Here is a 14076-nt window from a genome sequence, read left to right as displayed (position 1 = left end):
GCGGCTTTCGCACCACTGCCCCCGATCGGTCGTCCGAAGCCGCGCAGCGTGCGGCCGGCCGTCCGCACCCGTCCCTTCCCGGTGTCGACGGGGGACGGGTGCGGACGGCAGTACCGTGCCGGTGAGGAGGGTGGCCCGCCCGGGGGAGGGGCCGAGCCCCGGAGGCGGACGGTGTCCGGCGGTGCACCGGCGTGGTCAGGAGCCCTGTTGCCGAGGCTGAAGTCCGCGAAGGCGGGAGTCGAGCTCGCGGCTGTAGAAGTCGATGAATCCGGTGGGGTCGGGACCCGCGTTCTGCATGACGAGCCGGTCGAAGCCGGCGTCGAGATAGGGCTGAACCGCTGCCTCGTAGCGGGCGGGGTCGGGCCCACAGGCGAACTTCGCGGTGATGTCCTCGAGCCGGACCGTGCTGGTGGCCGCTTCGAAGTTCACCGGGTTGGGCAGCTCGCTCATCACCTTCCAGCCGGTGAGTGCCCAGCGGGACGTCTCCAGAGCCGCTCGCGCCGCGCTCTCCTCGTCCGGAGCCCAGGCCATCGGCACCTCGGCGTAGAGGGGGCCCGTCCCGCCGGCGTCACGGTAGTGCCGCACCAGCTCCGGCCGGTCCTCGGTGGCGAAGAGACCGTCCGCGAGCTCGGCCGCCAGTGCTGCTGCCCGACGGCCGCCGACGGCCACGGCGATCGGCGGCAGAGTGCCGGGCAGATCGAACACGCGGGCGTCGGCGAGTCGCAGGTGCTTGCCCTCGTAGGACTGGTACCCGCCTCGCCACAGGAGCCTGATGATCTCGATGGCTTCCCGGAGCATGTCCTGCCGGGTGTCGACCGTGTCCGGGAAACCCTTGCCCACAACGTGCTCGTTGAGGCGTTCGCCCGAGCCCAGACCGAGCGTGAAGCGTCCGTCCGACAACAGCGCCAGGGTGGCGGCGGCCTGCGCGATGATCGCCGGGTGATAGCGCACCGTCGGGCAGGTCACACCGGTCGCCAGCCCGATCCGGTCGGTGCGGGCCGCGATGGCTCCGAGCACCGTCCAGGCGAAGGGGGAATGGCCCTGATTGTCCAGCCAGGGGTGGTAGTGGTCGCTGATCTCGACGAAGTCGAAACCAGCCTCTTCCGCCAGCACCGCCTGGCGCACCAGTTCGGCCGGCCCGAAGGCCTCGGCCGCCAGTTTGTACCCGATCTGCATGTTCTTCGACTCCTCGCGTGTTTCTCCGGCCCGCTCCCGTCGTCAGGGCGGGCCGAGCCGCGGGCGGATACCGCCGGCTGCCCGCCGCACAACCATCTCTCCTGCCCGGGTGCCGCGATTTCGCAACCTGGCACACCCCCGTCCGGGTCGGCAGCTGTTCATCCGTCAGACGGAGCCGCGTGCACATCCCGTGGGTGTCCGGCGAAGATCGGCAGACTTTTTCGGGGACAGGAAGTGTGAGTTGCTTCGGCGGGGGTACGCGCTCAACGCCAACGGGGGACACAGGGCAGCAAACACGTGGAGGGGAAGTTTGAATGTCGACACTCGTACGTACTTCGGTCGTTGCCCCCGCGACTGAGGCAGAGCTGCCGCAGATCGATGATCCGCTGAAGATCGCTCCGAAGGACGCCCGGGCCCTCGGCAAGGTGTTCTTCGACCGGCTCCAGGTCCTCGAAGAGGGGACCGCCGAATACCAGTACGCGCGCAACACACTGATCGAGATGAATCTGTCGCTCGTCCAGTTCGCGGCGAAGCGTTACCGCAACCGCGGTGACGGACAGATGGAAGACATCATCCAGGTCGGCACCATCGGGCTGATCAAGGCGATCGACCGTTTCGAGCTCTCCCGCGAGGTCGAGTTCACCTCCTTCGCGATTCCTTACATCGTCGGCGAGATCAAGCGCTTCTTCCGTGACACCACCTGGTCGGTCCACGTGCCGCGTCGGCTCCAGGAGCTGCGGGTCACCCTCGCCAAGGCCAAGGAAGAGCTGGCGACGAATCTGAACAGGGACCCCACGGTCGCCGAGATGGCCGCCCATCTCGACATCGACGAAGAGGACGTGATCGAGGGCCTCATAGCGGCCAACGGATATACCGCGGGTTCCCTGGACCTGCCCGTGAACAGCAGCGAGCAGACCGCTTCGGGGAAAGAGGACCGGACCTACGCCGAGCTCGCGGGCGACCTCGACCCCAACATGGAGCTGGTCGAGAACCTCCACGCTCTGGCTCCGCTGATGGAGACCCTGGACGAACGCGAACGCGTGATCGTCCAGATGCGCTTCGGCCAGGAGCTGACCCAGGCCCAGATCGGCGAACACCTCGGCCTTTCCCAGATGCATGTGTCACGCCTCCTGGCCCGCATACTGACCAAGCTCCGCGCCGGCATGCTCGCCGAGGAGTAGTCCGCGGAACACCCGTGACGAGTCATCGGCGGCCTGCGGGATCATCCCCGCCCGGACGACCCGGGGCGGTGGAGCCGCCGAGGCCCACCGGGGGGCCCTGACCGGAACCGTGTACGTCGTGTCCGGCCGATGCGCGCATCGGCCGGACACGACCGGTTCCGAGGTCAGCTGTGGGGCGCGGGTTCCGTACCGGGCGGGGGGCCGGCAGGGCCTCGCCCCGGTCCGCCCGACCGCGGGGAAGGCCGGGGCCGCGACGACGCCCGATTCCTCACGCGGTCCTCGCCGCGCACACAGGCTCCGGGCGCGCGCGTGAGACCGGGCGTGCCGGGCTCCGTGCCCGAGGAACTCGAATGTTTCTCCTCGCGCCGACATCGTTCCCTGATGCGGGCGAACTCGGCAAAATGGGATGCCGTGCGGCGGCGCGATTCTCGGAGGGAGCGGGTCCGCGCCGGGCTGCCGGTGGATCGCCCGTAACCGCTCGGTCGCGACTGTGGGCTCCCCGGCGGGCCGGGGATTAGGTTGTCGGGAAACGCTCCGGGCTGCCGGACTCGTGATGGGGGCGAGCATGACCATGCAAAAGGGAACCAATGTCGCGGTGCCGGCTCCGGCCGTGCGGGTCGAACTGGGCTGGCGCGCTGCGCCGGGGACACCCGACGTGGATGCCTCGGCGCTCCTTCTCGTGTCGGGAAAGGTGCGCGGCGACTCGGACTTCGTCTTCTACAACCAGCCGGTCCACGGCTCCGGTGCGGTGCGCCACGAAGGCAAGCGCACCACCGGCGGAGTCGTCACGGACAGCCTCGCCGTCGACTTCGCGCGGATGGAGCCGGTTATCGATCGTGTCGTCGTCGCGGCCTCGGCGGACGGCGGCACGTTCGGACGGGTGACGGGCCTCTACGTGAGGGTCGTGGACGGGGCGAACGGCACGGAGATCGCGCGCTTCGAGAGCGCGGACGCGACGGTCGAGACCGCGTTCATCCTCGGTGAGCTCTACCTCCGCCAGGGGGCGTGGAAGTTCAGGGCGGTGGGGCAGGGCTACGACACCGGGCTGGAGGGCCTCGCCACGGACTTCGGGATCTCCGTCGACGAACCGCAGCAGGCGCAGCCGCCGACGCAGCCGCCCCTGCGCGCTCCCCATCAGCCGCCGACGCCGGCCGCCACGCTCCCGACCGCCCCCGTGCCCCCGCCCGCGCCACCCGTGAGGCTGACCAAGGTGACCCTGACGAAAGAGGCACCCTCGGTCTCGCTCTCGAAACAGGGCGGCACATCCGGAGCGTTGCGCGTCAACCTCAACTGGGAGGTGCGCAAGCAGTTCAAGGGCTGGGGGGCGAAGCTCGGCCGGGCCGTCGCCGTGCACGGCGACCTCGACCTCGATCTCTGCGCGCTGTACGAACTCACGGACGGCAGCAAGGGAGTGGTGCAGGCCCTCGGGAACGCCTTCGGGTCGCTGCGGCAGCCGCCGTACATCCACCTCGACGGCGACGACCGCACCGGTGCGGTGTCCACCGGCGAGAACCTCACGGTCAACCTGGACCACAAGGACCGGCTGCGCCGCGTCCTGATCTTCGTGACCATCTACGAGGGTGCCCGGAGCTTCGCCGATCTGCACGCCACCGTGACCCTGCAGCCGCAGAACGGTGCGGCGATCGACTTCTCCCTCGACGAGTGCACCGTGCCCTCCACCGTATGCGCGCTGGCGCTGATCACGGGTGACGGGCGGGACCTCACGGTGCAGCGCGAGGCCCGCTATCTCGTGCCGCAGCGCGGGGTGAGCCCTCAGCGGACCATCGACGCCGCATACGGGTGGGGCATGAACTGGACCCCTGGACGGAAGTGACGTGCCGCTGAGCCCCGGCCCCGTGGGCGGCCGGGGCTCAGGGCTCGGGTGCGGCCTCGGGGCGGGCGTACGTACGCCCCTTCCAGGCCGCGCCGAGGCCCCGGTAGTGCTGCACGGCGGAGTCCACCGTCATCAGGAGGTAGAGGACCGCGGTGAACGGCAGCAGCGGTGCCAGCCACAGCGACTGCCGGTAGTACCCGAGCATCGGCATGTACGTGCCCGCCATCACCGCCCAGGCCGCCCCGCCGGACCAGGCCGCCACGGGGTCGCCCGTCAGCAGCCCGGCGACGAGCGTGGCGGGCGGTGCGACATAGACGAGGCCGAGCCCCAGGACCGTCCCGGCGAGCAGCACCGGGCTGTGCCGCAGCTGGGCGTACGCGCTCCGGGCGACCATGCGCCACAGGTCCGCCAGCCGTGGATACGGCCGCACGCTGTCCACCCGCTCCGCGAGGCCCAGCCAGATCCGGCCGCCGGAGCGGCGTACCGCACGCGCCAGCGAGACGTCGTCGATCACCGCCTGCCGGATGGACTCAGGGAGCCGCGCCCGCTCGGCCGCGGCGGCCCGCAACAGGACGCAGCCACCCGCAGCCGCAGCCGTACGTGACCGCGGCCGGTTCACCCGGCGGAAGGGGTAGAGCTGCCCGAAGAAGTACACGAAGGCCGGGACGATCAGCCGCTCCCAGGTGCTCGCCACCCGGAGCCTGGCCATCTGGGAGACCAGATCGAACCCTGACGCGCCCTCGCTTCCCGCGGCGGTGACGAGTTCGCGCAGACTGTCCGGTTCATGAGCGATGTCGGCGTCGGTCAGCAGCAGGAACTCGGGCTTTCCCTGCCGGGCCAGCGCCATTCCGTGGCGCAGTGCCCAGAGCTTCCCGGTCCAGCCGGCATCGGGCTCACCGGGGGACACCACCGTCAGCGGGAGCCCGCCGCACCGCACGGACAGGGCGCGGGCGAGGTCTCCCGTGCCGTCGCCGCTGCAGTCGTCGACGAGGAAGATCTCCGCGACTCCCGGATAGTCCTGGGCCAGCAGGGACGGCAGGGTCTTCGGTAAAACCTCGGCCTCGTCCCGGGCGGGCACGATCACGGCGACGGAGGGCCAGCGCACCGGTTCGGCCTCGGCGCGCACGGGCAGCCGCTGGTCGGTCCGCCAGAAGAATCCCTGGCCCAGCAGCAGCCAGACCCACACGACCAGCGAACCCACGGCGATCCAGGCAACGGCGCTCATCCGTCGAAGTGTGCCCCACTCCGGCGGCGCCGCAAGGGCGGTCGACTATGGTGACCGGGTGAAGATCGCACTCATGGACTCGGGAATCGGCCTGCTCGCGGCAGCCGCCGCGGTGCGTCGGCTGCGGCCCGACGCCGATCTGGTGCTGTCGTCGGACCCCGGCTCGATGCCCTGGGGGCCCCGCACCCCCGAGGACGTGACCCGCCGCGCTCTCGCCGTGGCCCGGGCGGCCGCCGCCCTCCGGCCCGACGCCCTGATCGTCGCCTGCAACACCGCGTCCGTCCACGCCCTGCCCACCCTGCGGGCCGAACTCGAACCCGGCCTGCCGGTCATCGGTACGGTGCCCGCCATCAAGCCGGCAGCGGCGGGCGGCGGGCCCTTCGCGATCTGGGCCACCCCGGCGACCACGGGGAGCCCCTACCAGCGCGGGCTCATCCACGACTTCGCGCGGGACGTGGACGTGACCGAGGTGCCCTGCCCCGGGCTCGCCGACGCCGTCGAGCACGCGGACGACGAGGGCATCGACCGCGCGGTGGCCGCTGCCGCCGCCCTCACCCCGGCCGGGGTGACGGACGTGGTCCTGGGCTGCACGCACTACGAGCTGGTGGCCGAACGCATCCGTGCCGCCGTGGGGAGCGGCCGGGCCCCCGGCCTCGCACCGCTCGTACTGCACGGTTCCGCCGAGGCGGTGGCCGCTCAGGCCCTGCGCCGGATCGGTGCGGCTCCCGCTCCGTCGGCCGAACCGGACGGCACCCTCACCGTGCTGCTCGCGGGACACGCCGCGGACGTGCCCGCACCCGCTCTGGCCTACGCCGAGGGGCTGCTGCTCAAGGCCGTCAGCCCCTCGCTCTGAGCGGTCCCGGCGCCCCCGCCGGGTCGCGCACAGCCGCCCCGGCGCGCGGAACCTGGGTACGCTGCATGGCATGACGGACCACCCCGGCAACGCGCGGCACGGTTCGAGCCAGGCTCCGAGCACGGTCTGGACGGGACGGGCCACCAATCGTTTCCAGTGGCTGCTCGCCGCTGTGGGAGCCGGATGCCTGGCGCTCGGCATCGAACTGGCTGTCGATTCCGCCTGGAGTGCGGGAATCGTGCCGCTGCTCATGTCCGTCATCGGCTGCGTCGCGGCCGGACTCCTCATCCTCTTCGGCACCCTCGCCTTCGTGCACGTGGCCGTGAAGGTCGACGGCGACGCCCTCGAGGTCCGCTGCGGACACGCGGGGCTCCCCAGACGCCGGATCCTGCTCACCCATGTCGTGGGCGCGGACTTCGCTCCCAAGGTCACCCCCCGCCAGTGGGGCGGCTGGGGATACCGCTGGCGTCCGGAGAAGGGCACCGCCGTCGTCGTGCGCCGGGGGGAGGCGCTGGTGCTCCGGCTGGGCGACGGGAGGACGTTCACCGTCACGGTGGACAACGCGGAGGCGGCCGTACGCTTCATCCGCGACCGGCTGCACCTCGTGCCCGCGGAGAAGGCTCCGGGTTCGTCCGGCTCCTGAGCTGCGTTCCTGAACGGACGTGGACGGCCGGAGCGCCTGCCGCCCTCACAGCCGCTCACCGTAGACTCCGCCAGGTGAGCGCCACCATCACCACCGTCGACCAGCCGTCCGCCCCCGCGCCCCGCAGCAGGAAGCTGTGGCCGCGGCTCGTCCGGCCGGCCGCTGCCGTCCTGTCCGGTGCTCTGCTCTACGCGAGCTTCCCGCCCCGGCCTCTGTGGTGGCTGGTCCTGCCCGGCTTCGCCCTGCTCGGCTGGGTGCTGAGCGCACGCAGGCTGCGCGCGGCTCTGGGCCTCGGTCTGCTGGCCGGCCTCGGCTTCATGCTGCCGCTGCTGCACTGGACGGGCGAAGAGGTCGGTCCGGTGCCGTGGCTCGCGCTCGCCACGGCCGAGGCACTCTTCATCGCCGTGGGCTGCGTCGGCATCGCCGCGGTCTCCAGGCTGCCGTACTGGCCGGTCTGGGCCGCGGCGGTCTGGACGCTCGACGAAGCGGTGCGGGCCCGGGTGCCGTTCGGCGGCTTTCCCTGGGGCAAGATCGCCTTCGGTCAGGCCGACAGCGCCTTCCTGCCGCTCGCCGCGCTGGGCGGTACCCCGCTGCTCTCGTTCGCCGTCGTGCTGTGCGGCTTCGGTCTCCTGGAGGCCGTACGGCAGGTGCGCCGCCGCCGCACCGGGGACGCTGTGCCGCGTGCGGCCGTGGTGGCGGCCGCCGTGACCGTCGCCGTCCCCGTCGTCGCGGCGCTCGCGGCCCTTCCGCTCGTCGACGACGCGGCCGAGGACGGCACCGCGACCGTCGCCGCGATCCAGGGCAACGTGCCGAGGCTCGGGCTCGACTTCAACTCCCAGCGTCGCGCGGTCCTGGACAACCACGTGGCGCGTACGGAGCAGCTCGCCCGGGACGTCACGGCGGGGAAGGAGCGTCGGCCCGACCTCGTCCTCTGGCCGGAGAACTCCTCCGACCTCGATCCGTACCGCAACGCCGACGCGGCCGAGGCCATCGAACGTGCCGTGCGGGCCATCGGCGCACCCACCGTCATCGGCGCCGTCCTCACGCCCGAGACCGGGCCGCTGCGCAACACCCTGATCGAGTGGGACCCGAAGAGCGGCCCCGTCGACACCTACGACAAGCGGCACATCCAGCCGTTCGGCGAGTACATGCCGATGCGGTCCTTCGTGCGGATCTTCAGCAAGGACGTCGACCGGGTGCAGCGGGACTTCGGTGCCGGCAGCCAGGTCGGGGTCTTCGACCTGGCAGGGACCAAGGTCGGCCTCGTGACCTGCTACGAGGCCGCGTTCGACGACGCCGTGCGGGACACCGTCAGGAGCGGCGGCCAGTTCATCGCCGTACCGAGCAACAACGCGACCTTCGGGCGCAGCGAGATGACCTACCAGCAGCTGGCGATGAGCCAGGTGCGGGCGGTCGAGCACGGGCGGTCCGTCGTCGTGCCCGTCACGAGCGGTGTCAGCGCGGTCATCCGGCCGGACGGCACGATCGTGGAGAAGACGAAGATGTTCACCGCGGACGCACTGGTCGACGAGGTCCCCCTGCGGTCCTCGCTGACGCCCGCCACACGGCTCGGGGCCCTGCCGGAAGGCATCCTGGCCCTGATCGCCGTGGCCGGTCTCGGCTGGGTGACGGCCCGTTCCGCGCGGGCGAGGAAGGCCGCGGGGAAGTAGAGCCGCGTCCTCCGGGGCGCACCCTGGCCCCGGGGGCACTACGCCTGCCTCGTGGCGCTCGGCGCGGCCTGGCCGGGCGCACGTGTGCCGATCGGGCCGGGCCCGTCCGGCCCGGCCGCCCGGCCGTCACGGCAGGCGAAGCCCCGCGACGAGGAGCCTGACCAGACGACGCGCGTCATAGGCGGGGTCGTTCTCCGCGCCGATGCAGAGGTTCCCCACGCCCCGCATGAGCTCGTACGCCTTCAGGTCCGGCCGGACCTCGCCCGCATCGGCCGCCGCGTCGAGCAGTCGCGCGCACACGGGGACGAGCCGGTCGATGAAGTAGGCGTGCAGTGCCTCGAAGCCCGCGTTGTCGGACTGCAGCACCGCGGCGAGCCCGTGCTTGGTGACCAGGAAATCGACGAAGAGATCGATCCAGCTGCCCAGAGCGGCATGAGGGGTCTCGCTCGTCGCCAGCAGGGCCGGACCGGCCTCCGCGCAGGCCTCGACCTGGTGCCGGAACACACCGATGATCAGATCCGCCCGTGTCGGGAAGTGGCGGTAGATCGTGGCCACCCCCACACCGGCCCTGGCCGCGATGTCGCGCACCGGTGCCTCGACACCTGACGTCACGAAGACCGCCGCGGCGGCGTCGAGCAGTGTCCTCTCGTTGCGCAGGGCATCGGCCCGCCTGCGCGGAGCCGCCCTTCCCGCGCCCGCGCCGTCGCCGTCGTTGCTCACGTGGTGTCCTCCATCGTCCGTCCTCGCCGTCCCTACGCCCGTCGACGCCCGTCGAGATCCTCGACACCTGCCGACGCCTCGACGTTGCGAAACGGAACGGTGTTCCGTATCTTTAACGGAACGAGGTTCCGTTTGCTCATCCTGTCAGAGCGGGGGGCCGGGACCAAGCCACGCCTGCCATCACGCTTCACCGTCATGGAGGAACACGAACATGCAGTACCGCACTTTGGGCCGCACCGGCGTCCAGGTCAGCACTCTCGTGCTCGGCGCCATGAACTTCGGCGCGATCGGGCGCACCACCCAGGACGAGGCCACGGCGATCGTAGATGCCGCTCTCGAAGCCGGGATCAACCTCATCGACACCGCCGACATGTACGGCGAGGGCGAGTCGGAGGAGATGGTCGGCAAGGCCATCGCCGGCCGCCGCGAGGACATCGTGCTCGCCACCAAGGCGACCATGCCGATGGGGGAGGAGCGGAACCACCGGGGAGCCTCGCGCCGCTGGCTGGTCACCGAACTGGACAACAGCCTGCGCCGTCTCGGTGTCGACCACGTCGACCTCTACCAGATCCACCGATGGGACCCGAGCGTCAGCGACGAGGAGACGCTGTCGGCGCTGACCGATCTGCAGCGATCGGGGAAGATCCGCTACTTCGGCTCCTCGACCTTCCCCGCCTACCGCCTCGTGCAGGCCCAGTGGGCCGCCCGCGAGCACCACCTGAGCCGGTACGTCACGGAGCAGCCCAGCTACTCGATCCTGCAGCGCGGAATCGAGTCCCATGTGCTGCCGGTGACCGAGGAGTACGGGCTCGGCGTGCTGGCGTGGAGCCCGCTGGCCTCCGGCTGGCTGTCCGGTGCCGTCCGTGAGGGGCGCGAGATCACCACCAGCCGCTCGAAGGTCCTGCCGGAACGCTTCGACATCACGATTCCCTCCAACCGGGCCAGGCTCGATGCCGTCGAACAACTGGCCCGGCTGGCCGACGAGTCCGGTCTGACGATGATCCAGCTCGCCCTCGGCTTCGTGACCGCGCACCCCGCCGTGACCAGCGCCATCATCGGACCGCGCACCACGGAGCATCTGCACGCACAGCTCGCGGCGGCTGACACCGTCCTGAGCGCGGACGTACTGGACGCGATCGACGCCATCGTCGCTCCCGGGACCGATCTCGCCGCACACGAGAAGTTCGACACCCCGCCGGCGCTGCTCGACCCGGCGCTTCGCCGGCGCTGAACCTCCGGCGGCGCAACCGCCGGGTGTGGCGGCCCGGCGGACACGTAGGCTCGGCCCATGGCGACTCCAGAGTTCATCCGTGACATCCGGGCCACCGCCGGTCACCAGCTGCTTCTCCTGCCGGGTGTCACCGCGGTCGTCTTCGACGACGAGGGCAGGGTGCTGCTCGGCCGACGGTCCGACACGGGTAAGTGGTCGGTCATCGGCGGTATCGCCGAGCCTGGTGAGGAGCCCGCTCTGACTGCGGAGCGGGAGGTGTTCGAGGAGACCGCCGTGCACTGTGTGGCGGAACGGGTGGTGCTCACCCAGGCGTTGCAGCCCGTGCAGTACGCCAACGGCGACCGTTGCCAGTACCTGGACATCACCTTCCGCTGCCGGGCCACCGGCGGGGAGGCGCGGGTGAACGACGACGAGTCGCTGGAGGTGGCGTGGTTCGACGTCGACGCGCTGCCGCCGCTGAACGAGTTCTCGCTGTTCCGGATCAAGCAGTCCCTCACGGACGGTCCGACCTGGTTCGCGCCCTCCACGACGGGCTGACAACCCCTTGACTCCTCCCGCACGGGAGAGATCAAGGGGTTGCGGGGCGTTGTGTCGCCGGACGCAGGCCGCGTCTCGGCACCCGAAGCCCGGCGCCCGAAGCCCGGCGCCCGACGTCAGGCGTTCGGCTCTCGGTGTGCGGGCCTCTCTGTCCGGATCGCCTCGTCCAGTGGTGCCGCCGCTCAGACGGAACGGGCGTCGGCGGGCAGGGGCGCAGCCTCCGCGGCCTGCCTCTCGGCTCCGGGCTCGATGTCGGCAAGATCGCGGTTCCTGGTCTCCTTCGCGCAGACGATCGCCAGTACGGTGAGCAGCGAGGCCGCGATGACGTACAGGGAGATCGGCGTCGAGCTGTCGAAGTCGGCGAGCAGCGCGGTGGCGATGAGCGGCGCCGGGGCGCCCGCGGCGACGGACGAGAACTGGGCGCCGATCGAGGCGCCCGAGTAGCGCATCCGCGTCGCGAACATCTCCGCGAAGAACGCGGCCTGCGGTGCGTACATGGCGCCGTGGAAGACGAGGCCCACGGTCACGGCGAGCAGCAGGCTCACGAAGCTCCGGCTGTCGATCAGTGCGAAGAAGGGGAACATCCACACGGCCACGCCGATCGCACCGATGAGGTAGACGGGCCTGCGCCCGATCCGGTCGGACAGCGCACCCCACAGCGGGATCACGGCGAAGTGCACGGCGGAGGCGATGAGTACGGCGTTCAACGCCGTCTGCTTGCTCAGCTCCACGGCTGTCGTCGCGTACACGAGGATGAACGCCGTGATCACGTAGTAGCTGATGTTCTCGGCCATCCGGGCGCCCATGGCGATGAGTACGTCGCGCCAGTGGTCCCGCAGAACGGCCACGAGAGGCATCTTGTCCGCGGGTTCGGCAGAGGCCTTGCGCTGCTCGGCCTGGGCGAGGGCCGCCTTGAACACAGGTGATTCATCGACAGAGAGACGAATCCACAGACCGAGGATCACGAGTACCCCGGAGAGCAGGAAGGGTATGCGCCATCCCCACGTCTCGAACGAGGACTCCGACATGAGCGCGGTGAGCGCGGACAGCACCCCGGTGGCCAGCAACTGCCCGGCGGGCGCCCCCGTCTGCGGCCATGACGCCCAGAACCCGCGCCGCTTCGCGTCGCCGTGCTCCGAGACGAGCAGCACGGCGCCACCCCACTCGCCACCGAGGGCGAAGCCCTGGACCAGACGCAGGACGGTGAGCAGGACGGGTGCCGCGGAACCGATGGCGGCGTGCGTCGGCAGCAGCCCGATGGCGAAGGTGGCACCGCCCATCATCAGCAGGCTCAGCACCAGCAGCTTCTTGCGCCCGAGCCGGTCCCCGTAGTGCCCGAACACCAGAGCGCCCAGCGGACGTGCGGCGAAGCCCACCGCGTAGGTGAGGAAGGAGAGAAGGGTGCCGACGAGCGGGTCGGAGCCGGGGAAGAAGAGCTTGTTGAAGACCAGTGCGGCAGCGGAGCCGTAGAGGAAGAAGTCGTACCACTCGACCGTGGTCCCGACGAGGCTCGCGGCGACGATGCGCCTGAGGTTGTTCGGAGCGGGTGGGGTGGTTGCGGGCGACGACATCGGCACCACTTCCTGGGGTGTGACGGGGACGTTTGCGTGTTGCCACACCGTAGGAATCCGCAGGTCAGGCGCACATGTGGCGGGGCAACATAGTTCGAGGGTGCGCTATGCCTGTGGCCCCCATGCCGACTCACGGGAAAGGCGTCTCAGAGGAACGGCGGTGGTCGAAACGAGGGGCGGCCAGGGACGCGTGGTTCAGGGTGATTCGACGGTGCGGTGCTGACTCCCGTGCTGGCTTGGTGCTGACTGAAACCCCACGTCATCACCCGTCCTCACCTGTCCCCTGCTGACTTGGTGCTGACTACGCTCCGTTGAACTCGGGCATCCGGGATTGATCGACTCAGAGGCGTTGCGTGGCGGGCGACCGGACTGGGTCGTGTCCCCGGTCGTGGTGCAGCCGATCGCGGTCCATCGCTTCCGCCCTGGAGCCGTCCAGTACGTGCCGCGCCCAGCCGTCGTGCGAGCACCGCCGGCCCCCGCCGGGCAAGCCTTGACGGGGCCCTGTCCGCAGGCGTGTGTCGGAAGTGCTCTAGGTTGGCTGACGTGAGTGCGCGGGGGCGGAGTTATCGATATGTCGGACCGGTCGAACTGAAGGCTGCGGTCCGGCCTGACAGCGGCGGGTGCCCGATCAGCTCGGCCGCTGAATTCAGCGACTGGATCACTGAGCGGTCGACGGCAGAGCTGTCCGAGCCGTTCACCTTCGTGGTCGGCACGGACGGCGTGCTCCGGCTGGCGCCGCGGCGAAGCGAGCACGTGGCCTGTGCCGGCGGAGCCATGGTTCTGGGTGCCGGCGAGATCGGCTTCGTGCTGGAGGCGGACCGTTGGGTCGTGACTGAGGTCAGTAACCAGTCCACCGGGTACTGCCCGGACGTCCACTCCTGGGCGGAGGTCGCCCGAGCTCTGGACGCTGTAGAGCTCCGGCGGCCATCCGGCTTCACCCACGAGGTGGTGTTCCGGCGGTGCCCCGACTGCCAGGAGCACAACATCGTGCGCGAGGACGACTTCGTCTGCGTCTTCTGTGGCAGCGATCTGCCCGCTGAGTGGAATGTGGATCCCGCCGCGTGACAGCCGAGGGTCACAGCCACTCGTTGATCGCCGTGACGAGGACGGTCGCCTCGTAGCGGACGGCGAGCTTGTCGTTGCGCGTCGCGACAGCGCGGTGTCTCTCGATGCGGTTGATCCAGCACTTGTCCCCGTGGCGCTCGCGGTAGTCGGCCCGGTCGAAGCGCGGTGGCCGGCCGCCGCGGGAGCCGCGCTTCCGGCGGTGCGCTCCTGGTCGGCCTTGCCGGCACGGACGATGCCACGGCCGACAAGCCACCGGCCGAGCAGGCGCCGGCCCGCGCCTGGGCCTGTACCCGAGCCCGAGCTGACCAGCGAGGCCACGCCCCTGACACCACCATCGGGTGACGCGGCTCAACCAGGCGAGTGACGGCGG

13 protein-coding genes are annotated in these 14076 nt (G+C 70.8%); 8 read left to right on the top strand and 5 right to left on the bottom strand.

All coding sequences use genetic code 11. The features are described from left to right. Nucleotides 1-195: 195 nt before the first annotated feature. The gene (locus ABZY45_RS32000) at nt 196-1176 is read right to left on the bottom strand and encodes a TIGR03557 family F420-dependent LLM class oxidoreductase (RefSeq protein WP_356745720.1); all 981 of its coding nucleotides are present in this window, start codon (nt 1174-1176) and stop codon (nt 196-198) included. A 314-nt stretch (nt 1177-1490) separates the two neighbouring features. Here ABZY45_RS32000 and ABZY45_RS31995 point away from each other — a divergent pair, with 314 nt between their 5' ends. After that, a complete protein-coding gene (locus ABZY45_RS31995; RefSeq protein ID WP_356745718.1) occupies nt 1491-2357 on the top strand; it encodes a SigB/SigF/SigG family RNA polymerase sigma factor in 867 nt (288 codons plus the stop codon). Between the two features lie 553 nt (nt 2358-2910). Continuing rightward, complete coding sequence (locus tag ABZY45_RS31990; protein ID WP_356745716.1) at nt 2911-4191, top strand: TerD family protein; 1281 nt, start codon at nt 2911-2913, stop codon at nt 4189-4191. A gap of 37 nt (nt 4192-4228) precedes the next feature. On the opposite strand, the gene ABZY45_RS31985 is transcribed toward ABZY45_RS31990, so the two are convergent. Then, the gene (locus tag ABZY45_RS31985) at nt 4229-5416 is read right to left on the bottom strand and encodes a glycosyltransferase (RefSeq protein WP_356745714.1); all 1188 of its coding nucleotides are present in this window, start codon (nt 5414-5416) and stop codon (nt 4229-4231) included. A gap of 58 nt (nt 5417-5474) precedes the next feature. Between ABZY45_RS31985 and ABZY45_RS31980 the strand changes: the two genes are divergently transcribed. The 3 genes from ABZY45_RS31980 (at nt 5475) to lnt (ending at nt 8582) form a co-directional block, all read left to right on the top strand. Beyond that, nucleotides 5475-6269 (top strand): aspartate/glutamate racemase family protein, encoded by a 795-nt coding sequence (locus ABZY45_RS31980; RefSeq protein ID WP_356745712.1) that lies wholly within the window; start codon nt 5475-5477, stop codon nt 6267-6269. Nucleotides 6270-6339: 70 nt separating this feature from the next. Continuing rightward, entirely contained in the window at nt 6340-6912 is a 573-nt protein-coding gene (locus tag ABZY45_RS31975; protein ID WP_356745710.1) for a hypothetical protein, read from the top strand. Between the two features lie 74 nt (nt 6913-6986). After that, the gene (gene lnt / locus ABZY45_RS31970) at nt 6987-8582 is read left to right on the top strand and encodes an apolipoprotein N-acyltransferase (protein WP_356745708.1); all 1596 of its coding nucleotides are present in this window, start codon (nt 6987-6989) and stop codon (nt 8580-8582) included. 126 nt (nt 8583-8708) lie between these two features. Here lnt and ABZY45_RS31965 read toward each other — a convergent pair whose 3' ends face one another. Continuing rightward, nucleotides 8709-9302, bottom strand: a complete 594-nt coding sequence (locus tag ABZY45_RS31965; RefSeq protein WP_356745706.1) for a helix-turn-helix domain-containing protein — start codon at nt 9300-9302, stop codon at nt 8709-8711. Between the two features lie 211 nt (nt 9303-9513). On the opposite strand from ABZY45_RS31965, the gene ABZY45_RS31960 reads away from it, so the two are divergent. Beyond that, entirely contained in the window at nt 9514-10533 is a 1020-nt protein-coding gene (locus ABZY45_RS31960; protein WP_356745704.1) for an aldo/keto reductase, read from the top strand. A gap of 57 nt (nt 10534-10590) precedes the next feature. Further along, on the top strand, nt 10591-11070 hold the full coding sequence (locus tag ABZY45_RS31955) for an NUDIX domain-containing protein (protein ID WP_356745702.1): 480 nt from the start codon (nt 10591-10593) through the stop codon (nt 11068-11070). Between the two features lie 182 nt (nt 11071-11252). Here the strand turns inward: ABZY45_RS31955 and ABZY45_RS31950 are convergent, their stop codons facing one another. Beyond that, on the bottom strand, nt 11253-12641 hold the full coding sequence (locus ABZY45_RS31950; protein ID WP_356745700.1) for an MFS transporter: 1389 nt from the start codon (nt 12639-12641) through the stop codon (nt 11253-11255). A gap of 543 nt (nt 12642-13184) precedes the next feature. Between ABZY45_RS31950 and ABZY45_RS31945 the strand changes: the two genes are divergently transcribed. Then, nucleotides 13185-13706, top strand: a complete 522-nt coding sequence (locus ABZY45_RS31945) for a hypothetical protein (RefSeq protein WP_356745698.1) — start codon at nt 13185-13187, stop codon at nt 13704-13706. A gap of 10 nt (nt 13707-13716) precedes the next feature. On the opposite strand, the gene ABZY45_RS31940 is transcribed toward ABZY45_RS31945, so the two are convergent. Next, nucleotides 13717-13959, bottom strand: coding sequence for a hypothetical protein (locus tag ABZY45_RS31940; protein ID WP_356745696.1), 243 nt, complete (start codon nt 13957-13959; stop codon nt 13717-13719). Nucleotides 13960-14076 lie beyond the last annotated feature (117 nt).

Source organism: Streptomyces sp. NPDC006516 (assembly GCF_040611875.1).
Lineage (GTDB): Bacteria > Actinomycetota > Actinomycetes > Streptomycetales > Streptomycetaceae > Streptomyces.
This window is presented reverse-complemented; position numbering and strand designations above follow the sequence as displayed.

Bases quoted from the DNA above. Each gene is read 5' to 3' on its own strand.
- ABZY45_RS31955 (WP_356745702.1), top strand. From the start codon at position 10,591: ATGGCGACTCCAGAGTTCATCCGTGACATCCGGGCCACCGCCGGTCAC.
- ABZY45_RS31990 (WP_356745716.1), top strand. From the start codon at position 2,911: ATGGGGGCGAGCATGACCATGCAAAAGGGAACCAATGTCGCGGTGCCG.
- ABZY45_RS31975 (WP_356745710.1), top strand. From the start codon at position 6,340: ATGACGGACCACCCCGGCAACGCGCGGCACGGTTCGAGCCAGGCTCCG.
- ABZY45_RS31995 (WP_356745718.1), top strand. From the start codon at position 1,491: ATGTCGACACTCGTACGTACTTCGGTCGTTGCCCCCGCGACTGAGGCA.
- ABZY45_RS31985 (WP_356745714.1), bottom strand. From the start codon at position 5,416: ATGAGCGCCGTTGCCTGGATCGCCGTGGGTTCGCTGGTCGTGTGGGTC.
- ABZY45_RS31960 (WP_356745704.1), top strand. From the start codon at position 9,514: ATGCAGTACCGCACTTTGGGCCGCACCGGCGTCCAGGTCAGCACTCTC.
- ABZY45_RS31950 (WP_356745700.1), bottom strand. From the start codon at position 12,641: ATGTCGTCGCCCGCAACCACCCCACCCGCTCCGAACAACCTCAGGCGC.
- ABZY45_RS32000 (WP_356745720.1), bottom strand. From the start codon at position 1,176: ATGCAGATCGGGTACAAACTGGCGGCCGAGGCCTTCGGGCCGGCCGAA.